Source organism: Shewanella sp. DAU305, assembly GCF_026802235.1.
GTDB lineage: Bacteria > Pseudomonadota > Gammaproteobacteria > Enterobacterales > Shewanellaceae > Shewanella > Shewanella baltica.
Genome location: NZ_CP113808.1, coordinates 3,504,137 through 3,523,963, shown reverse-complemented (window position 1 = coordinate 3,523,963; position 19,827 = coordinate 3,504,137). Strand labels below are relative to the sequence as shown.

Sequence of the window (19,827 nt, the reverse complement as noted above, 5' to 3'; positions counted from 1 at the left end):
GCTGCCGTTTTTGTTTTATCTGCTCATCACGGAGTCACTATGCTGGAACTCTATACCGATAGATTGAAACTCAGGAGCTTACAAGATAGTGACTGGGAACATTTTTATGCGTTGCACAGCGATCCTGAGATTAATCGCTATGTGCGAGTGCCAGAGTCGCAAGAGGTGATCCGCAGTAAGTTTCAGCAGCGCTCCGATACTTGGTTTTACGGTTCTGGCGATTGGCTCACCTTAGTGATTGAGACCGTCGATACAGGGCTGTTTGTCGGGTTAACAGGCCTTTATTGTCAAAGCCTTGATGAGCAGCGTGCAGAAGTGGGTTACTTGCTGGCCGCAGAGGGCCACGGCAAGGGTTATGCGACTGAGAGCTTAATGGCGGTCATTGATTGGGCCTGCTTAAGTTTTAATGTGCATAAATTTGTTGGTCATTGCGCCAAAGATAATCATGCATCGGCGCGGGTTCTTGAAAAGTGCGGCTTCAGGCTTGAAGGCTTACTCAGGCAGCAATTCAAAATGGGTGAAAACTGGCTCGATGAATCGGTCTTCGGTTTACTCGCCGATGAAAGACGTCTCTAGCCAAATTATCTTCAGCGGATTTTGTGCGGTGCTGGTATAATGCCGCAGGTTTATTTTTAGAAGGCGTGTATTAAGTGGCGCAAATTAATCAATTGGCTTTGCATTCTGGCGAAGATTTCATTGAATTGTACAAAGTATTAAAAGTGCAGGGCATGAGCAATGCCGGCGGCGAAGCCAAGCATTTTATCGAGGAAGGTCAAGTCACAGTGAATGGTGAAGTTGAAACTCGTAAGCGTAAAAAAATTATTGCGGGCGATATCGTCAGCTTTAATGGTGAATCAGTTCAAATCATTGCGGCAGAATAAGCCTGAAACAGTGGAGCAAGATATGCAATTTCCAGATGATGACAATGGTAAAATGCTGGCCGCAATGGCTGAAGCAGGAATCGATTTAACAAAAGAGTTAGATGTTGATTTCTTTTTGGTTTTTGATGACCAACGTGATGCTGAAACGGCGTTAGAAGAACTCACAAATTCTGACTTGCAAGGCGAGCTTGAGCTGAATCTGAATGATGAGCTGGGCAAGTGGGAAATCATTGTTTGCCTCAATATGGTACCTGATTACGATACTTTGGTTGAGCAAGAAGTCATGTTGAATGATTTTGCCGCCGAATTCGGGGGTATGACCGACGGTTGGGGCGTAATGCAACACCAAGACGGTGATGACGAGTTTATGGAAGATGATGACCATGAGCATGTTCACGGTGCTCATTGCAATCACTGATGCTGATTTGCTTTGACCTTTGAGTCTAAGAAACCACCTTCTTGGTGGTTTTTTATTGCCGTTTTTTTGCGCCCATTTGCTGCACTTGTGTTCAGCACTCGATAGTCTTATTTGGCACACATAGCGTTATTGCACTTTGCTGGAATGGTGAAATTCCAAATGTTGTTTAGTGGCGATAAGGCGCAAACACTTCTAATAACCAGTCAATAAAAGCTTGGGCTTTTAACGGCAAGCTAGGGGATTTGGGTGTGAGCAGGTAATAGCGATAGGGGCTGGTGAAAGGGGCGTCAAAGGGAATGACTAAGCTGCCGTTTGCCAATTGCTCTTCGATAAAAAATCGCGGAATAAGCGCTGCCCCCATGCCACTCGCGGCGGCTTGGCTGAGCATGTAGAAATGCTCGACGCCAAAGGTTTGTACTTGGGTGAGTGTTAAGCCCACTTTTTCAGCCCAATATTCCCACAGTTCGGGTCTTGTAGTGTGTTTCAGTAAGGTGACGTGATTGATATCTTCGATATTTTGCAGTTTTGGCGCTAACGAAGGCGCGCAAACCAAACACAAATCCTCATCCATCAGTTTGATATAATTCGCGCCCTTAGGAATAGCTGTGCAGCTGCGAATCGCAATATCATAACGGCCTTGGCTAAAGTCCACGGCAAAGTCACCAATCGACAAATCGACATAAAGGTGCGGATGGCGGGACTTAAACTGCTCCATTCTCGGGATGAGCCAATTAATGGTTAAGCTTGGCAGCACATTGATGGCTAAGGTTTGTGGCTTAGAAGGCTGGCGGCGTAGGTCACTCGTTGCACTTGACAGGGTTTGCAGCGCGGCTTGGACATGGGGCAAATAGCGCTTGGCTTCATCGGTTAAACTGACTTTTTTATGTAAGCGCACAAAAAGCGCAAAACCTAAATAATCCTCTAATACTCGGATTTGTTTACTGACCGCACCATGGGTGACATGCAGCTCCTTGCTGGCTAATGTCATGCTCTGCAAGCGTGCAGCCGCTTCAAAAGCACGGAGGGAATTGAGTGGCGGCAGTTCGGTCAACATTTGATGTCCTACAGTTGGGGAATTCGAACAGGATTACAGGTTTTGTGTGAGTTTAACTCACGCAATGACGACAATAACTCCTTTGCGTTTATTTGGCAAACGCAGTCTAATGCCCAGCAATCACTCCCTTTTTTATCAGAAGAATAATAAATCATTATGGAATTTGAACTGACGCTACAAATCGCTGCGATACTTTTTGCCGTCGCTATGGTGGCAGGTTTTATCGACGCTATCGCCGGTGGCGGTGGCTTGTTGACGATTCCTGCACTCATGTGGGCTGGTTTGCCGCCTGCGGTTGCCTTAGGCACAAATAAGCTGCAGGCCTGTGGCGGCAGTTTTTTTGCGAGCTTGTACTTTATCCGTAAAGGACTCGTGGATCTTAAATCCGTAAAGTTAGCCTTGATCTGTGCGTTCATCGGCGCGGCATTAGGCACTATTCTCGTTCAACTCGTCGATACCAAAGTGCTGGAATTAATGTTGCCATTTTTGATTTTGGCGATTGGTTGTTACTTCTTATTTTCGAAAAAGATTTCTGAAGACGATAAGCATCAAGTACTGACACCTACCGCGTTTGCGTTCACTGCCGCGTTAGGTGTGGGATTGTACGATGGTTTTTTTGGTCCTGGCACTGGCAGCTTTTTTGCGCTGGCGTTTGTATCGTTAGCGGGGTTTGGTCTGGCTAAGGCTACGGCTCACGCGAAACTACTTAATTTCTCAACCAATATTGCTTCACTGATCTTCTTCGCCTTGGGCGGCAAAGTGATTTGGTTATTGGGGTTGGTCATGCTCGCAGGACAAGCGATTGGCGCAACTTTGGGTTCTCGTCTGGTTGTGACTAAAGGCACGAAGATCATCAAGCCACTGGTCGTGACTATGTCCCTTGCCATGAGCTTTAAACTCCTCGCAACGCAATATCACTTATTCTAATTGATTGTTTCTTATCAATAAGCGCAGCCTTAAATGGAGGATTAGCTAATCTTCGCGCGTAAGCTTAAGTTAATTTATCTTATCTTATCTGAGTGACGTTCACCTTGGCTCATAAGTTTAGCTGAGGTGGATATCGCTCAGAATATCCTCTAAAGATGATAGCAACGTCTCTTCCTACTTTGCAATAGGTATACTCTTTCAAGGTTTTTGAATAGTATAACCTGTCAATTTTAATGCACTTTTTAGGCTTCTCATTTTTCTATGTGCATTTAAACGCTATGTCTTTATTTAATACGATTTAACCCGATTTGCATGCGTGCAGTGTCTATCTCGTCTGCCTTATTTTTGCGTTGATGTGCCGGCACATGCGCTCAGGTTTAGCGCTACCACTTTTTTAAAAGAGCGATTATGAAATTTATCCACACCTCGGACTGGCACATAGGTCGTCAGTTACACAATCAGTCATTACTGGATGATCAAGCCTTTGTGCTCGAGCAAATTATTGCATTAGCAGATGAGCATAAGGTGGATGCTGTGATTGTGGCGGGGGATATTTATGACAGATCGATTCCACCAGCAAACGCGGTCGCGCTGTTAGATGATATGCTCAACCGCTTAGTACAAGATTTAGGCCTGCAAGTGATTATGATTGCCGGTAACCACGATGGCCATGAGCGCTTAGGATTTGCGGCAAAACAAATGGCGACAAGCGGGTTACATATTATTGGGCCTTTGAGTGCTGACATTCATCCTATTACTTTGTCGAGTTCAAGCGGTGATGTGGTTTTTTATCCCTTGCCTTACGCTGAACCTGCAACAGTTCGCCAAGTGTTTGAGTGTGAGGCATCGAGCCACGAAATGGCCATGGATGTGTTGCTGGAAAAAGTGCGTCAGCACGATAGCCAAGGCTTACCCAAAGTGGTGATCAGCCATTGCTTTTTGGATGGTGGCAGCGAATCCGAATCAGAGCGGCCGCTCAGTATTGGTGGCGCCGATAAAATATCGCCAAAGCTCTTTACTGAGTTTGATTATGTCGCCCTTGGGCATTTACACGGACCGCAATACAAAGGCGCCGAGCATGTGCGCTACTCTGGCTCGATTTTGAAGTATTCCTTTAGCGAACAACATCAACACAAGTCGGTGACCTTAGTCGAACTGGGCACGCAAACGCCGATTGATATCCGTTTATTGCCGTTAACGTCGATGCGTGATGTCCGCATCTTAGAAGGGGAGTTTGACACTTTACTCGCCCAAGGTAAAACGGATGCAAAGCGTGAGGATTACCTTATGGTCAGGCTCCTCGATAAACATGCCATTTTAGACGCTATGGGCAAACTTAGGGCCGTCTACCCTAATGTGCTGCATTTAGAGCGGACAGGCCTGATGGCGGGGCAGCAACAGGTCGCTTTGAGTCGGGATCATATCAAAAAAGGCGAGATGGACATGTTCTGTGACTTTTTCTCCCAGGTGTCTGGCGAGTCATTGACGCAGGCTCAGCAAGCCGTGATGGATGACCTCCTGACTAAGCTACACAATGAGGAGCGCCAAGCATGAGACCACTTAGCCTTTCAATGTCAGCCTTTGGTCCCTTTGCATCGACTCAGGCACTTGATTTTACCGCCCTTGGAACCAATCCGTTATTTCTCATCAACGGGCCCACAGGCGCGGGTAAGACGACCTTGCTCGATGGCATTTGTTTTGCGCTCTATGGCAAAACCACAGGTAATGAGCGTGAAGGCAGCCAAATGCGCTGCGATATGGCCGACGATAGTTTACTAACAGAAGTCACTTTCAGTTTTCAGCTCGGTAGTAACAGCTATCGTATTCGCCGGGTGCCAGAGCAAGACAGAGTTAAGAAAAGCGGTGACGGCTCGACAGTGCAAAAGCCTGAAGCGCAGCTCTTTAAAATTGACGCCGATGGCAATGAAAGCTTATTAGTTGCCAGTAAAGTGTCCGAGGCCACCGCTGAGATTGAAGCTTTGACTGGGCTCGATGTGGAGCAGTTTCGCCAAGTGATGGTATTACCTCAGGGTAAGTTTCGCGAATTGTTAATGGCGGACTCTAAAGCGCGCGAGCTGATATTTAGTCAGTTATTTCAAACGCATATTTATCGCCGGATTGAAGATACCTTAAAAAATAAGGCTGCCGACATTAGCGGCTTAGTGAAAGATCAACGCAGCCGCCGCGATGGTATTTTACAAAGTGCTGGCCTAGCATCCAATGACGAGCTAAGCAATGAATTAGCCAAGCTCACACCTGAACTTGTGCTCGCTCAAAGTGCCAAGGAACAAGCATTACAGCAGCAACAATTAATCATTAAAGCCAGCGATGCCGCCCAGCATCTACTGGCTGAATTTGCGCAGTTTGATACCTTAACTCAAACCGCTGCAGCGCTCGAGGCGCAGCAAGAAAGCATAGTCGCACAAACCCACAAACTGAACTTAGCTAAACAAGCGCAGCGTTTAGCGCCTATGGTTGAGGTGTTTTTAGCCCGTGAACAAGAAGCAAAAGCCGCCAATCTCGCCTTTAGCAATGCGCAAACGGCACTGACTCAAGCTAAGCAAGCCTTTGATGATGCTGAGCTCAAAGTGCAAGACTTACCCGTATTGGAAGCGTCGCTACTGGAGCAGGAACAAGCCAAACAGCAACTGAATACGCTGGGACCGCAGCTTAGGGAACTGGATAGACTCAATAAAACCCTCGAGCAAGAGAAAGCACAGTTAGTTAAAGCTAAAACACAACTTCAGATCAGTAAAAATGAGTTAACCGCAGTAACTCAAAAACGTCGTGAACTGGAATCGGCTTTGCCACAATTGCAGGCCAATAGCGACACTCGCCTCTCATTGCAACAGGCGCACCAGCAGCAACAGCAGTTATTGTCGACTTATCAGCAATGGCAACAAGTGGCGGCAAGGGTATCGTCGACAAAGGAAAAACTTGCCAATGCGAAAGCGCAAGGGCAACAACTCAATGCCGAGCATCAGCAAGCACAGGTTGCGCATAAAGCCCTATTATTGACTTGGCACCAAGGACAGGCAGCCATTTTAGCGCGGCAATTACAGCAAGATGAACCTTGCCCCGTCTGTGGCAGCCAAACCCATCCACAGCCAGCACAGAGCAAAGAGCCGCTCCCAAGTGATGAAGTGCTGCAATTGGCCCAAGACGCTGAAACGATGGCTCAAGATATCCTGAGCAAAGCCAGAGCGGAATATCGCGGATTACAGACACAGTTAGAAACCTTGCAGCAACAAGCGCAAGATCTCGCGGCCCAATTGGGCACAGCGGTTGATATTTCTCAAGATGAACATGCGCATACCTTGTCGCAATATGCTTTCTCACTCACGCAAGCTGAGCAAGCTCATCAAGATTTGCAGCAGTTACAGCAAGAAATTGTATTGTTGCACGCGCAGGAAACGCATCTGCAACAAAAGCTGGAGCAAGGACAAACACACGATAGTGCGCTGCAATCTAAAGTGGATTTATTGCAGGGGCAGTTGGCGCACATGCAGCAAAGCGTCCCACCTGCGCTTGCAACGCTTGAGGCATTAACCGCAGCAATCACGCAAAACCAGCAACAGATAAGCCAGATTAAACAGCAGATTGCTGACGTGAGGGCGCTTCAGCAACAAACAGGGCAAACCTTTGTTGCAGCTAAAGCTGCATTGAATGGTGCCGAAAATACCGCTGAGGCGGCATTAACTCAGCAAACGCGTGCCCAGCAGCAACTCAATCAGCAATTAGTCGCAGCGGGATTTACCGACCAACAGGCCTTATTTGCGGCCATGCTGGATGAAGATCAACTGGATGCATTAGCCAGCGAGATTGAGGCTTACCAGCAGCGCAGTGCTTTGACCAAGGCGCAGTGCGAGCAGTTAGCGCTGAAGCTCAAAGATAAAGTACCACCCGATAGCATTAAGCTCGCTGCCGAGCTTGAGTCGGCGCAGCAAGCATTACACGCAGCAGAGCAGGTATGGCAGCTGCTTCACACTCGCACAGTACTACTGACCCAAACTCAAACCCAGCTCAGTATTGCAGATACGAAAGCTAAGGCGTTAGACGATGAATATGCAGTTATCGGCACGCTTGCCGATGTGGCGAATGGGAAAACAGGCAATAAGATCAGTTTGCAGCGTTTTGTATTAAGCGTACTGCTCGACGATGTGTTACTCGAAGCGAGCCATAGGCTGCATCTGATGAGTAAGGGACGTTATCGCTTGCTGCGTAAGGAAGATAGAGCAAAGGGCAACAAGGCGTCTGGGCTCGAGTTAGAAGTGGAAGATGCCTACACCTCAAAAGTGCGCCCTGTGGCAACCTTAAGCGGCGGCGAAAGTTTTATGGCGGCCTTGTCCATGGCGTTAGGGCTATCCGATGTGGTGCAAGCTTATGCTGGGGGGATCAAACTCGACACCTTATTTATCGATGAAGGCTTTGGCAGTTTAGACCAAGATTCATTGGAATTGGCGATTCGAACCTTGATGGATCTGCAGTCTTCAGGCCGGATGATAGGGGTGATCTCGCACGTTTCTGAGATGAAAGAGCAGATAAATACTCGCATCGACATCAATAAAACCTCACATGGGAGCGAAATGACGATAGTTTTGCCTTAGTCGCTCGTTCTCTCAGAGTCCAATAAATAACCTGCTGTTTTGTATGTGTTATTTATTGTGACTCTTGCGTGTTTAACATTAGGATAATGTGCGCAAACTGAGTTGAAAATGCCAACTGGCGCATGTTTCTTGTTAATAGTCAGGTAAAAGTACGAAATAGCATTTGTCATAATGGGATTTTTGGGATAAGTTGGAAAAAATTCGGGCTTCCCTCATAGGGACTGGTTCAAAAATAAAACGCAAAGTTAACGAAAGGTGAAAAGCGTTGCAGACAGGCAAACCCAACTTTATCAACTTATCGCAAACCCGTTTGCAGAACTTATCATCGACCCAAAAAAACATTCTATTAATGGGTGGTTTGTTGATTGGCGCTGCTATGTTAATGCCGAATAATGGTCATGTTGTGCCAACTGCTCAGCGTATCCCTGTTGTCCTCGATATTGAAAGTATTCTCCCCCAAGTTTCTGAACCTGAAGTCCAAGATCAAGCAGCCCTTATTAATAACGCTCCACAGTTTGAGCGAATTATCGTTTCTGGTGATACCTTAAGTGGGTTATTTTCGAAAGCGGGTGTTGATCAGCAGACCATGTATAAGGTGTTAGAAGCTGATTTAAATATTTTGGCACTTGATACCTTATTGCCTGGTAACAGAATGCAATTTTGGCTCGATAACGAAGGCCAATTACAGAAATTAGAACTTTATTTTAACGCCGCTCGCCAAGTGGTGTTTACACGTTATGAAGACGGCAGTTTTAATGTTGAAGAAGTCAACGTTGAAGGCGTTTGGCAAAATCGTATTATATCTGGCGATATTAAAGGCTCATTCTACGTCTCTGCACAAAAAATGGGTTTAGCTGCGGCAGACATTCAGCGGATTGAAGATTTACTCAAAGAAAAATTGAATTTCGCCCGTGATTTACGCGTTGGCGATAAATTCTCTGTTTTGGTAAATGATCAATATGTTGAAGGTGAAGCAACGGGCAGTAGCCAAATTTTAGGCGTGAGTATTAAAACCGGTCGTTCTGAAATTAGTGCATTTCAATATACTGACGGCAGTTATTACGATGCCAAGGGCCAGAGTTTAGTACGTGCGTTCCAGCGTTATCCATTAGCTAAACAACCCCGCATGAGTTCCCGTTTTAATCCATATCGTAAGCATCCTATTACTGGCCGTATTTCACCCCATAACGGAACCGACTTTTCAGTGCCTATCGGGACTAAAGTGATTGCTCCTGGTGATGGTGTTGTTAGTTTAGTGACTGACCATCAGTTCGCTGGTAAGTATATTGTGATTGACCACGGTGGTAAGTATCGTACCCGATACCTGCATTTATCTAAGGCGCTTGTGCGTAAAGGTCAGCGAGTGACTCGAGGCCAAGTCATTGCTTTATCAGGTAATACTGGTCGCTCAACGGGTCCACACTTACATTATGAATTTCATATCAATGGTAAACCTGTTGACCCGTTGAAAGCGGATATTCCCATGTCTAGCAAATTAGCGAATCAAGACTTACGCACATTTACCAAAATGGTGAAGAGTCGTGAAGCTATGATGAACCTTGGCTAATAGAACTAAGTCTCGCCAAGTTTGAATAAACGATAGTACAGGATTTTCTAGAAGAGTTTATCAATGCCGATGAAATGCAAATTTCATCGGCATTTTTGTTTCCATCATTCTTCTTGTTGTAGATATTTTTCAGCTATCACAAGTATTCTTACAAGTTGTAAGGAAGCTTTAAATTTATTCGATCCGCAGTAATAGCGATTACACAGAAGGGGATAAATAGAGCGGATGTGGTGAGCTTCAGTTAGGGTGTTATAGCGAGTTATTCTTTTGACTGTTAAGAGACTCAATTTGGCAGCTGATGACCTTTAAAGTAACTAGCACTCTTTATTAGGGACTGAACAGAACTAAATACCTAGCGTTAAATAGCGTCTCTCAGCTTGCTTGGCGTCTTTGCATAACTTTCAATGCACACTTACACAGTTTACCTTTTAGAGCGGGGCAGCCACCGCAGGGAGACTTTTTAAAAGGACGTAATGCAAAGCTGTGTTCTGTGGGTAAAGGAGTGAGCCGAGTAATCATAGTTGATGAAAATGTTGCATCATTAGCGGCAATAAACTTAGCCTTTGCTAGTTTTAACTGTTTCTTGAGTGCGGATTTATTGCTATGGGCAAATTCTTGCTGTGAAATGTGCTTCGTGAGTAATTTGGTGAGGTGTTTGCGCTGAGCTTTTTTATTCGTCAAAGATTTATCAGTCAGGCTGTTCAGATTAGATAAGGATGGAATCGCTTTTCCTGAACTTGAAACAGATCTTGCCTGTATTTTGAGTAACTTTTTAGCTTGTTTTTTACACCACTTGCTCAAAAGTTTATCGATATTCTGTTTCGTCATTGTCGTTACTGAATTCTGCAGCGTGAGATACTTCAATATTCTAAATGAAAACTATTATCAGTCAAGTTGTGAGCGAAAAATATACTAAGGTCAGGTGTCGGCTTTATCTGCGGAATAAGGGGATATGTTGGCGTCGATACAGGTCAATAATAAGCGTAAATCAAATTCAAACTGGTGATAATCCGGCTCCATATGAGTACACAAATTATAGAAAGCCTTGTTGTGATCTTTTTCTTTTAAATGGGCTAATTCGTGTACAACGACCATACGCAATAAGGGTTCCGGTACACGCTTTAAACGTGAAGAGATGCGAATTTCGTTCTTAGCTTTGATTTTATTGCCTTGAACTCGCACGACATAGGAATGTAAGCCAAGTGCATGATGACTAATGTTAATTTTGTCATCAAAGATCACTTTCGAGAGCGGGGACGACTGGCGTAAAAATTGGTTTTTAATCGCTTGGGTGTAGTCGTACAGCGCTTTATCACTGCGAACGCTATGTATGACAGGATGACGTTTCAACAGTAGCTTGGGTAATGTGCCAGCATCAAGATGTTGCTGTACCTGCTGTTGGATATCTGGGCTGTAACCGCTTAAGTATTTTAATGGATTCATAGGGCATTTGGCTCCGAATGACTTCGGAGCCTGAGTCATCGCATTACTTAAACTTTGCCGAAAATACGGCGATTTTGCTGGGCGTAAGCGGCTTCGAAAGCTAACTGCTGCACTTTTTTAAGATCTAAACTATCGAAATCAACCTGCGGTGGATTGCGCTTGTTTTGCTCTTTGATAGTGACAGGAGACAGTAAGCTGACAGGTAATTCACCTAATTGAATCGCGGCTTCAAGTTTAAAACTTGTGGCTGAGCCCGCCAATTTACCTTTTTGTTCACGTTCAATGATGACAACTTCATCAACGCGATAATCTTGCATAAGCTTATGAAAAGCGAAGTGAAACTCACGAATAGCTTCTGTGGTAGCAGATTGGGAAACGGTGAAAGACACCTTACGGCATTCTGGCACATTGAAGGTTTCACCTTCATAGCTCAATAAACTGATAATGGCTTCGCCACCTTTTAATTCAACACCACAAACTCTCATGTTACACCTTCAAAATATCGATAATAGCGCTATTGTAGCTGGAAATGACGTGAGGATCAGTGTTTACCCTGCGCTTTTGATTCGCTTGGCGACAGACTGATGCGCTTAGTGCGTCAATTCCCAGTATTCGATCAGCCAATGTATTGTGTATCAGAGATAAAATCTGATGTTAAATCCACCGGCATGTATGCTTTAATTTGTTCTAAACTTCTTCTGTATCATTGTCTTGCAGTAATTTCGCCGCAGCAGGCTTTTTACGCATTGGTGCATCGCCAATGTCCACGCCCGTGATAAAACGCTTATCCCGTGAAGGCGCAGGTGTGGCTGCTTTAGTTCTTTTGCTCTTACCTTTAGCAAGCTCGGCTTTAGCAACACGTTTTGCTGGTGTCTGTTTGGCTTTGCTTTTTAGACCACTAAATTTAGCTTCTAGACCTGGAATCGTACTGATCTCAAAGGTCTTTCTAAGGAAGACTTGGACTTTCTTAAAGTTGTCCCAATCTTTAGGTCCGACGAGCGATATCGCATCACCTTTTGCCCCAGCACGGCCAGTACGGCCGATACGATGCACGTATTCTTCGGCAAATTTAGGCATGTCGAAGTTAACAACTAAGGACACATTGAGCAAATCAAGGCCACGAGAGGCGACATCGGTCGTCACTAGGACTTGTTGTTGGCCACGGGCAAATTGGTCCATGATTTGGTTGCGTGCGGCTTGCTTTAAATCACCGCTGAGTGCTGCGGTTGCAAAACCTTGCTCAATTAATTTAGCGGCTAAGCGTTCTGTATCTGGGCGTGTCGCGGTAAAGATGATCACTTGCTTATGGGTTTCATCTTTGAGCAAACGCGCTAATAACGCTTCTTTATGGTCTAAGTGGTCACATAAGAAGATGCGTTGGTGAATGTCGTTATGCTCAGAGTGAGCCGCGCCAATCGCTACGTGCGCTGGATTTTTTAACAGCGTTGCCGCGATATCATTGATTTCGTCATGATCTAATGTTGCAGAAAACATCAGCGTTTGACGACGTTTATGATCGGCAGCATCGTTGATGGCTTTTAACTGCGGGGCAAAGCCTAAATCTAACATGCGGTCGGCTTCATCGAGCACGAGTAATTCTAAGCCATTTAGGAATAGATGTTTTTGCTCTAAATGATCGGCGATACGACCTGGCGTCGCGACAATGAAATGCGGCTCTTTCGCTAGGGCTTTAGCTTGATCGTTAAAGTTTTCACCGCCCAGAACGCTGATGGCCTTGTATTGGGTGTTGGCGACCAGCAGGCGAAGCTGACTATACACTTGATGTGCTAGTTCGCGGGTCGGTAATAAAATCAATACTCTAGGATCGCGTTTTGACAGTGAGCGGGTAGAAATGACTCTTTGCAATGCGGGTAACAAAAACGCTAAGGTTTTACCTGAGCCCGTTTTTGATGACGCCATTAAATCTTTACCTGCCAATGCGATAGGCAGTGCTTGTTCCTGGATGGCGGTGGGTTCTGTGATCCCCATATGTTTTATGCTTTGAAGCAGACGCTGGTCCAGAGAAAAATCGGTAAATTGCAAAGGTATATCCCCTAAATCTTAGTAAGGGCAGATTATAGCCTTAATCGCCCTAACTCAGCTATCCACATCGATGATTATCTCTGCTTCACGCATGGATTTATCGCGAAAGTGTGTCATTTACACTTAGTTGCCGGCATTTGTTTACATCGATGTTACAAGTACTTAATTGCCTTAGCTTCACCAATTGACAGTGGATATGAAAGGATTTTACGTTATCGTGTAGTGGATTGAGTAACAGGAGAATGATTTATGGCTAACGGAACAACCCCTTCGGTTGGTATTGCCTTGGGCAGTGGCGCTGCGAAAGGTTGGGCGCACATTGGCGTGTTGAATGGTCTTGCCGCCATGGGGATCAAACCCGATAAAGTTGCGGGATGTTCGGTGGGCGCTTTAGTGGGCGCCGCGTACGCCCATGACCATTTACCTGAATTAGAAGAATGGGTGCGGAGTTTCTCTAGCTGGGACGTGCTTGGCTTGATGGACATTCGATGGCGTAAAGGCGGTCTTATCGGCGGTGATAAAGTATTTGATGTGCTGCAAGCTCGAATAGGGGATGTGAATATTGAGAACCTCAATCGTCCCTTTGCGGCGGTTGCGACCGACTTGTACTCCGGGCAGGAGATTTGGTTTACTGAAGGGGATTTACGTCAAGCGGTGCGGGCTTCTTGCTCTATGCCGGGGATTTTGGCGCCCGTGAGACAAGGTGACCGCTGGCTTGTCGATGGTGCTGTGGTGAATCCAGTGCCTGTTTCTGTTAGCCGTGCCATGGGCGTTGATGTGGTGATAGCCGTGGATTTATATGGTTATCATTCTGGTCGCATCCAAGTATTGCCGGTGAGCATGACGAGCCAAAAAAACGTTGAAGCTGAAATGGATATGCCTGCGCGACAAGAAACTGGATTTATGGATTTGTTTGCCCGTGGCCGAGATTATGTTAGCAATCTGACCGATAAGTTTTCACTTGGCACTAAATCAAATCCAGGCATGATCGCTGTAATGTCGCAATCTATGGGCATTTTAGAGCAAAGACATAAACGGGCGCGCTTGATGGGCGATCCGCCAGATATTTGTATTGTGCCTGAGGTCGGCAATATCGGCACTATGGAGTTTCACCGTGCCGATGAGGCGATTGCCGCTGGCGAGGCTGCCGTTGAAAAGGTGGCCCACTTGATTGAAGCTGCGATGTGGAAGGGCTAATCCGTTAAAAGATAAACAGTTGACTATCAAATAGAAACAGTCGGTACAACTCGCGTTATACCGACTTTTTGCTCTCTAAAACTGAGTCTTGCTATCTAAAACTGAGCATTTATGTCGCTTTGATGGCGAGTTACGCTAATTTCACCAACATTTTACCGCGATTCTTACCTTCAAACAGACCGATAAAGGCATCAGGTGCTTGTTCAAGCCCTTGATAAATGGTTTGTTCAGCTTTTACTTTACCTTCAGCTAACCATTGAGCCATTTTAGCGGCAAATTCAGGATAATGCGCCCAATGTTCGGATACGATAAAACCTTCTAACTTAAGTTTACGCATCACTATCAGAGCCAAGTTGTCGGGACCAGGTGTTGGCGCTGTGTCGTTGTATTGCGAAATCATACCGCAAACGGCGATACGACCGTGATCTTTCATATTGCTCAGCGCTGCGGCTAAATGCTCGCCACCGACGTTTTCAAAGTACACATCAATCCCTTCTGGCGCGGCCTTTGTGAGCGCTTGGGTGAGATTGCCACAGGTTTTGTAATTGATGATGGCATCAACACCATAGCTTTGCAGCAATGCCGCTTTTTCATCTGAACCCACAGAGGCGATTACGCGAGCCCCCATCAGTTTACCAATCTGGCAAGCAACACTGCCAACTGCGCCTGATGCGGCAGAAACAAACAGGGTTTCACCCGCTTTTAAATCTGCGATGCGAGTCAGTCCCGTCCACGCTGTCATGCCGGGCATACCCAGCACGCCGAGAAAATGTGAGCAGTCTAATTCGGTTTGCGGCAGAGCGGTCAGTCCAGCCGTGTCAGTGACAGCGTGCTCGCGCCAACCTAACATACTGCTGACTTTAGTGCCTACTGGGAAATCACTGTTTTTAGACGCGATAACTTCACCAATCGCGCCGCCTTCTAAGACTTGATTTAAGGCGAAGGGCGGAACATAACTCTTACGATCTACCATGCGGCCACGCATATAAGGGTCGACCGACATCCACAGGTTTTTAATCAACACTTGGCCATCGGCGAGCGGTGCTAAGGGTTCATTTACTAAAGTAAAGTTCTCTGCCGTAGGCATGCCTTCAGGGCGACTGGCTAAATGGATTTCACGGGTTTCGGTAATAGTGCTATTCATAAAAAATTAACCTTTTGTTTGTGCGCAAACTAACTGCGTCAACTGTACGTGGCTTCATGACACAATGCAAATACTTTGCGCGCAAACTAGATGCGATGGGGCGGATCGGATAAGATAGCGCTATGTTTGAATGACAGGCGCTTAAACGTGCAAAATTGTTTATCTCACCCAGAGCTCGGATCTACAGAGCAGAGTCAAAACCCAGAGCTACAAAACCCAGAGTCACAAAGCCTAGCGCCAAGTGATGCACTGTGTTTATCTGATAATGTGTGCTTCGCGTTATATTCTGCGAGCAATGCCTTAGTGCGCGCTTATCGGCCTTTACTCGAGGCATACGAGTTAACTTTTCCTCAATATCTGGTGATGCAAACCCTTTGGCGTCAAAATGGCTGTAGTCAAACCCAGCTATCGGCGGCGACTAAGCTCGATATGGGGACGCTAACGCCTATTGTTAAGCGGTTAGAGGTAAAAGGCTTGATCACGCGTTTGGCCTGCGTTGAAGATGAGCGGAAAAAATTGATCACTCTGACTGCTCAGGGAGAGGCGATTAAGCATGAAGCCCTAGCCTTAAAGCAAACCTTGCTAAATAAAGTGCAGATGGATGCCGAGGCACTCGATTTACTGAGGCGGCAATGTCTTGCCCTTATTGAAGATTTACAGTCCTAGAGATAAACCTACGGGTGCTGTTCGCTACCCGAGAATTCAGGCTCTGCATAGATTAATACTTGATTGGCTTAGTTTTTGCTTTAAAACCGTCATTGAGTCTTAGACGCCGAATTTTTGACGATGAATTCTATTTTAAATGCCTTCAATCTTAATCGCAGCAGTACCAGTATCGCCGATGCCTATGGTGCCAATAGCCAAAAGACGAGTACGGCTAAAACCGATGCGACCACTGAGACCAAGAAAACTCAGACGGATGCCGCTAAACCCGACGCGGGTAAAGCCGATGAGATAGCGCTGTCGCCACGGGCGCAACGTGCACAGAAAATTCAGTCGATGGCAAAGGATTTTTTTGCTGATGGCAAATTTGGTGTCGCCGATATTCCCGCATTAGTGTCACGTTTACAAAGAGACGGCATTTTATCGGACGTGCAACTCGACCGTTTATCAAAAAACGGTATTACAGTTCCGAGCACAACCACGCCGAGTAAGCAGTCGCTGCAAGATTTCTTAGATGATGAGCTCAAATCATTAGCCAAAAAATCACCGAATAACCCCCTGATTAATACTTTGGTCGATGCGAAAAACGTTTTGACCAATATGGATGATGCTCAGTCGCCAGTGCTCGCCCAAAAAGCCACCAAAGTCCTTGGCCAATTAACGGATTATTTAAATTCTGAGCCACCGCTAACGGATGCCCAAAAACAGCAATGGCAGGGGCTTAAATCTATGATGCAACTCGCTTCGTCTATGGGCTCGCATCAGTCGGCATCAGGCCAACTCAGTAGTTATCTTGCACTCGCGAAGCGTTAATCTTGAGTTATGGAGCCTGATCATCACTGATTTCAGGCATCAACTAGCTGGGTTTAATCAGCAGGTCAAGGCGCAATTTTCAGATAATTGGGCCTAGCTGCAGTTCTGGTTTGTTCTTTTATTTCATCCTAAAAACTATGATCTGGATCATGGACGCCTCACCGTCGTTGTAGCCTAATGCTCTACATATTGTGTTTTATGCTTTTAAAATCACTAGATGTAGTGTTAATTTTTAGGCGAGATGGAGAGGAACTGAACAATGCCAGTCGTAATTAAGCGTGATGGTTGCCGCACACCTTTTGATGAAACAAGGATACGGGATGCAGTGAATGCCGCTGCAAACTCAGTTGGAATAGAGGATGGCGACTATGCAGCGACAGTGGCAGCGTGTATCAGTCAAAGCGTCGCGACCTTAACCGAAGTCGATATCCATCATCTGCAGGATGCGGTTGAGAATTTACTGATGGAAGGGCCGTATAAGTCCTTGGCGCGGGTTTATATCGAATACCGTCACGACCGAGATGTGTGCCGTGAAGCGACCAGTAAACTAAACCTCGAAATCCGTGGTTTAGTCGAGCAAAGCAATGCGGCTTTACTCAATGAAAATGCCAATAAAGATTCGAAAGTTATCCCAACTCAGCGGGATTTGCTCGCAGGCATAGTCGCTAAACATTATGCCAAGAGTCATATCTTGCCAAAGGATGTGGTTGCTGCCCATGAAGCGGGGGAGATCCACTACCACGACTTAGATTACTCGCCATTTTTCCCGATGTTTAACTGCATGCTGATTGATTTGGCCGGCATGTTGACCCATGGCTTTAAAATGGGCAATGCTGAAATCGAAACTCCTAAGTCTATCTCAACGGCGACAGCCGTCACCGCACAGATCATTGCCCAAGTGGCGAGCCATATTTATGGCGGCACGACCATCAATCGCATCGACGAAGTGTTGGCGCCATTTGTCGCTAAGAGCTACGACAAGCACTACCAAATCGCCCTGAATTGGCAGATCACCGACGCCAAAGCCTTTGCCACGGCGCAAACTGAAAAAGAATGTCACGATGCATTTCAGTCTTTGGAATATGAGGTTAATACCTTGCATACCGCCAATGGCCAAACACCGTTCGTTACCTTTGGCTTTGGTTTAGGCACATCATGGGAATCCCGCTTAATTCAGCAATCTATGCTGAAAGTACGGATGGCGGGATTAGGTAAAAATCGCAAGACGGCAGTTTTCCCTAAGTTAGTGTTTGCGATTCGCGATGGCATTAATCACAAGACTGGCGATTGCAATTACGATGTCAAACAGATGGCACTCAAATGCGCAACTATGCGCATGTATCCCGACATTCTCAATTACGAGCAAGTCGAGAAAGTCACAGGTTCATTTAAAACTCCAATGGGTTGCCGCAGCTTTTTAGGCACCTACGAGGAAAATGGCGAGCTCGTGCATGAAGGGCGCAATAATCTCGGAGTAGTGAGCTTAAACTTGCCGCGGATTGCCTTGGAAGCGAAGGGCGATGAAGCTGAATTTTATCGTATTTTAGATGACAGATTAGTCTTAGCTCGTAAAGCGCTGGATACTCGTATCGAGCGACTCAATGGCGTCAAAGCCCGCGTGGCACCAATCCTGTATATGGAAGGGGCCTGTGGCGTGCGCTTGCGCGCCGATGATGATGTTTCTCAAATCTTTAAAAATGGTCGCGCGTCGATTTCACTCGGTTACATTGGCCTGCATGAAACCATGAATGCACTCTATGGCACCCAAACCCATGTATTTGACGATGCACAATTAAGGGACAAAGCCGTCGCTATTGTTGCCTATCTTAAAGCCGCCACGGATGCGTGGAAGGCTGAAACAGGTTATGGCTTTAGTCTGTATAGCACGCCAAGTGAGAGTCTCTGCAGCCGTTTTTGTAAACTGGATGCGAAGCAATTTGGCCTAGTCACAGGTGTGACGGACAAGGGCTATTACACGAATAGTTTCCACCTTGATGTGGAAAAAAGCGTAAATCCTTACGATAAAATCGATTTTGAACAGCCATATCCCGCTATCGCTAACGGTGGCTTTATTTGTTATGGCGAATATCCGAACATGCAGCATAACCTCGAAGCGCTGGAAAACGTGTGGGATTATAGTTATAGCCGCGTGCCTTACTATGGCACTAACACGCCAATTGATGAATGCTACGACTGTGGCTTTACTGGCGAATTTAGCTGTACCAGTAAAGGGTTCACTTGTCCTAAGTGCGGTAACCATGAGCCAAGTCGGGTGTCAGTGACGCGCCGAGTCTGCGGTTACTTAGGCAGCCCAGATGCGCGGCCCTTTAATTATGGTAAACAGGAAGAAGTAAAACGTAGGATCAAACACTTGTAACACTATTATTTTATTCTGCTTGTTAGACTTATTCCGTGGCATCAATGGTGCCATGGGATAAGTCCCAATGTTAAAAGATGAAATGCACTAAATGTTAAAAGATGAAATGCACTATGAAGTACTACCAATGAATTACCATCAATATTTCCCTATCGATGTGGTCAATGGCCCTGGTACGCGTGCGACCTTGTTTGTCTCTGGCTGCGAGCACCAGTGCCGTGGTTGTTACAATCAAAGTACTTGGGATCCCCGTTCTGGGCATGTGTTTGATAGGACGATGGAAGATAGGATGATTGCCGATCTCAATGATCAGCGAATTGTACGCCGTGGTTTGTCGCTCTCGGGGGGCGATCCTTTATTGCCCGTCAATCTCAGTGCCATTTTGGCGCTCGTCAAACGAGTCAAGGCAGAGTGTAAGGGGAAAGATATTTGGCTGTGGACGGGTTATGTGCTCGATGAGTTGAGTGATGAACAGCGCGCCGTGTTGGCCTATATTGATGTGCTGGTGGATGGGAAATTTGAACAAAGTCTTGCCGATCCAAGTCTCGTATTTCGCGGTAGCAGCAATCAGATCATTCGTTTGTTATAAAAGCGGTAACGAGGATCTGTAACTTGCTGCTATAATCTCAGGCCTTGACACAGACGCTAGCATAATCAGGCTAAGATTTTACTGTGGCTAACTTAGGTAATTTA

The 19,827-nt window shown here is 46.0% G+C and carries 18 protein-coding genes; 12 read left to right on the top strand and 6 right to left on the bottom strand.

Features of this window, described 5'->3' with window-relative positions:
- Positions 1-39 precede the first annotated feature (39 nt).
- The 3 genes from OX890_RS14895 to OX890_RS14885 all read left to right on the top strand — a co-directional run bounded on the left by OX890_RS14895 (position 40) and on the right by OX890_RS14885 (position 1,299).
- Positions 40-576 carry a GNAT family N-acetyltransferase gene (locus tag OX890_RS14895; protein WP_107404815.1) on the top strand — a complete coding sequence of 179 codons (537 nt, stop codon included), beginning with the start codon at positions 40-42 and terminating at the stop codon, positions 574-576.
- A gap of 74 nt (positions 577-650) precedes the next feature.
- Positions 651-881, top strand: a complete 231-nt coding sequence (locus OX890_RS14890; RefSeq protein WP_006081165.1) for an RNA-binding S4 domain-containing protein — start codon at positions 651-653, stop codon at positions 879-881.
- Between the two features lie 22 nt (positions 882-903).
- The gene (locus OX890_RS14885; RefSeq protein ID WP_011846490.1) at positions 904-1,299 is read left to right on the top strand and encodes a ribonuclease E inhibitor RraB; all 396 of its coding nucleotides are present in this window, start codon (positions 904-906) and stop codon (positions 1,297-1,299) included.
- A gap of 166 nt (positions 1,300-1,465) precedes the next feature.
- On the opposite strand, the gene OX890_RS14880 is transcribed toward OX890_RS14885, so the two are convergent.
- Positions 1,466-2,353 carry a LysR family transcriptional regulator gene (locus OX890_RS14880; RefSeq protein WP_011846491.1) on the bottom strand — a complete coding sequence of 296 codons (888 nt, stop codon included), beginning with the start codon at positions 2,351-2,353 and terminating at the stop codon, positions 1,466-1,468.
- A gap of 156 nt (positions 2,354-2,509) precedes the next feature.
- Here OX890_RS14880 and OX890_RS14875 point away from each other — a divergent pair, with 156 nt between their 5' ends.
- The 4 genes from OX890_RS14875 (at position 2,510) to OX890_RS14860 (ending at position 9,454) form a co-directional block, all read left to right on the top strand.
- The gene (locus OX890_RS14875; RefSeq protein ID WP_259563170.1) at positions 2,510-3,280 is read left to right on the top strand and encodes a TSUP family transporter; all 771 of its coding nucleotides are present in this window, start codon (positions 2,510-2,512) and stop codon (positions 3,278-3,280) included.
- A gap of 408 nt (positions 3,281-3,688) precedes the next feature.
- Positions 3,689-4,834: an exonuclease SbcCD subunit D gene (locus tag OX890_RS14870; RefSeq protein ID WP_268649465.1), complete on the top strand. Its 1,146-nt coding sequence runs from the start codon at positions 3,689-3,691 to the stop codon at positions 4,832-4,834.
- Positions 4,831-7,887, top strand: coding sequence for an SbcC/MukB-like Walker B domain-containing protein (locus OX890_RS14865; RefSeq protein ID WP_268649464.1), 3,057 nt, complete (start codon positions 4,831-4,833; stop codon positions 7,885-7,887). The genes OX890_RS14870 and OX890_RS14865 overlap by 4 nt, the downstream gene beginning before the upstream one ends.
- A 265-nt stretch (positions 7,888-8,152) precedes the next feature.
- The gene (locus OX890_RS14860; protein WP_268649463.1) at positions 8,153-9,454 is read left to right on the top strand and encodes a peptidoglycan DD-metalloendopeptidase family protein; all 1,302 of its coding nucleotides are present in this window, start codon (positions 8,153-8,155) and stop codon (positions 9,452-9,454) included.
- Positions 9,455-9,826: 372 nt separating this feature from the next.
- Here OX890_RS14860 and OX890_RS14855 read toward each other — a convergent pair whose 3' ends face one another.
- The 4 genes from OX890_RS14855 to OX890_RS14840 form a co-directional block, all read right to left on the bottom strand.
- The gene (locus OX890_RS14855) at positions 9,827-10,282 is read right to left on the bottom strand and encodes a hypothetical protein (RefSeq protein WP_259505671.1); all 456 of its coding nucleotides are present in this window, start codon (positions 10,280-10,282) and stop codon (positions 9,827-9,829) included.
- A gap of 90 nt (positions 10,283-10,372) precedes the next feature.
- Positions 10,373-10,897 carry a M48 family metallopeptidase gene (locus OX890_RS14850; protein ID WP_268649462.1) on the bottom strand — a complete coding sequence of 175 codons (525 nt, stop codon included), beginning with the start codon at positions 10,895-10,897 and terminating at the stop codon, positions 10,373-10,375.
- 47 nt (positions 10,898-10,944) lie between these two features.
- A complete protein-coding gene (locus tag OX890_RS14845; RefSeq protein WP_006081174.1) occupies positions 10,945-11,382 on the bottom strand; it encodes a DUF3010 family protein in 438 nt (145 codons plus the stop codon).
- 202 nt (positions 11,383-11,584) lie between these two features.
- On the bottom strand, positions 11,585-12,940 hold the full coding sequence (locus tag OX890_RS14840) for a DEAD/DEAH box helicase (protein ID WP_006081175.1): 1,356 nt from the start codon (positions 12,938-12,940) through the stop codon (positions 11,585-11,587).
- Between the two features lie 249 nt (positions 12,941-13,189).
- On the opposite strand from OX890_RS14840, the gene rssA reads away from it, so the two are divergent.
- The gene (rssA, locus tag OX890_RS14835; RefSeq protein ID WP_107947074.1) at positions 13,190-14,137 is read left to right on the top strand and encodes a patatin-like phospholipase RssA; all 948 of its coding nucleotides are present in this window, start codon (positions 13,190-13,192) and stop codon (positions 14,135-14,137) included.
- Between the two features lie 130 nt (positions 14,138-14,267).
- Here the strand turns inward: rssA and OX890_RS14830 are convergent, their stop codons facing one another.
- Complete coding sequence (locus OX890_RS14830) at positions 14,268-15,281, bottom strand: NADP-dependent oxidoreductase (protein WP_268649461.1); 1,014 nt, start codon at positions 15,279-15,281, stop codon at positions 14,268-14,270.
- Positions 15,282-15,428: 147 nt separating this feature from the next.
- On the opposite strand from OX890_RS14830, the gene OX890_RS14825 reads away from it, so the two are divergent.
- The 4 genes from OX890_RS14825 to nrdG all read left to right on the top strand — a co-directional run bounded on the left by OX890_RS14825 (position 15,429) and on the right by nrdG (position 19,723).
- Complete coding sequence (locus OX890_RS14825) at positions 15,429-15,947, top strand: MarR family winged helix-turn-helix transcriptional regulator (RefSeq protein ID WP_107947076.1); 519 nt, start codon at positions 15,429-15,431, stop codon at positions 15,945-15,947.
- Positions 15,948-16,067: 120 nt separating this feature from the next.
- Entirely contained in the window at positions 16,068-16,757 is a 690-nt protein-coding gene (locus OX890_RS14820; RefSeq protein ID WP_107947077.1) for a hypothetical protein, read from the top strand.
- Positions 16,758-17,016: 259 nt separating this feature from the next.
- Entirely contained in the window at positions 17,017-19,134 is a 2,118-nt protein-coding gene (gene nrdD, locus OX890_RS14815) for an anaerobic ribonucleoside-triphosphate reductase (RefSeq protein WP_107947078.1), read from the top strand.
- A gap of 127 nt (positions 19,135-19,261) precedes the next feature.
- Positions 19,262-19,723 (top strand): anaerobic ribonucleoside-triphosphate reductase-activating protein, encoded by a 462-nt coding sequence (nrdG, locus tag OX890_RS14810; RefSeq protein WP_037391580.1) that lies wholly within the window; start codon positions 19,262-19,264, stop codon positions 19,721-19,723.
- The last annotated feature ends 104 nt before the right edge of the window (positions 19,724-19,827 follow it).

Coding starts and splice junctions, on each gene's coding strand:
- OX890_RS14895 (WP_107404815.1), top strand. CDS start 40: ATGCTGGAACTCTATACCGATAGATTGAAACTCAGGAGCTTACAAGAT.
- OX890_RS14885 (WP_011846490.1), top strand. CDS start 904: ATGCAATTTCCAGATGATGACAATGGTAAAATGCTGGCCGCAATGGCT.
- OX890_RS14880 (WP_011846491.1), bottom strand. CDS start 2,353: ATGTTGACCGAACTGCCGCCACTCAATTCCCTCCGTGCTTTTGAAGCG.
- OX890_RS14875 (WP_259563170.1), top strand. CDS start 2,510: ATGGAATTTGAACTGACGCTACAAATCGCTGCGATACTTTTTGCCGTC.
- OX890_RS14870 (WP_268649465.1), top strand. CDS start 3,689: ATGAAATTTATCCACACCTCGGACTGGCACATAGGTCGTCAGTTACAC.
- OX890_RS14865 (WP_268649464.1), top strand. CDS start 4,831: ATGAGACCACTTAGCCTTTCAATGTCAGCCTTTGGTCCCTTTGCATCG.
- OX890_RS14855 (WP_259505671.1), bottom strand. CDS start 10,282: ATGACGAAACAGAATATCGATAAACTTTTGAGCAAGTGGTGTAAAAAA.
- OX890_RS14850 (WP_268649462.1), bottom strand. CDS start 10,897: ATGAATCCATTAAAATACTTAAGCGGTTACAGCCCAGATATCCAACAG.
- OX890_RS14845 (WP_006081174.1), bottom strand. CDS start 11,382: ATGAGAGTTTGTGGTGTTGAATTAAAAGGTGGCGAAGCCATTATCAGT.
- rssA (WP_107947074.1), top strand. CDS start 13,190: ATGGCTAACGGAACAACCCCTTCGGTTGGTATTGCCTTGGGCAGTGGC.
- OX890_RS14830 (WP_268649461.1), bottom strand. CDS start 15,281: ATGAATAGCACTATTACCGAAACCCGTGAAATCCATTTAGCCAGTCGC.
- OX890_RS14820 (WP_107947077.1), top strand. CDS start 16,068: ATGAATTCTATTTTAAATGCCTTCAATCTTAATCGCAGCAGTACCAGT.
- nrdD (WP_107947078.1), top strand. CDS start 17,017: ATGCCAGTCGTAATTAAGCGTGATGGTTGCCGCACACCTTTTGATGAA.
- nrdG (WP_037391580.1), top strand. CDS start 19,262: ATGAATTACCATCAATATTTCCCTATCGATGTGGTCAATGGCCCTGGT.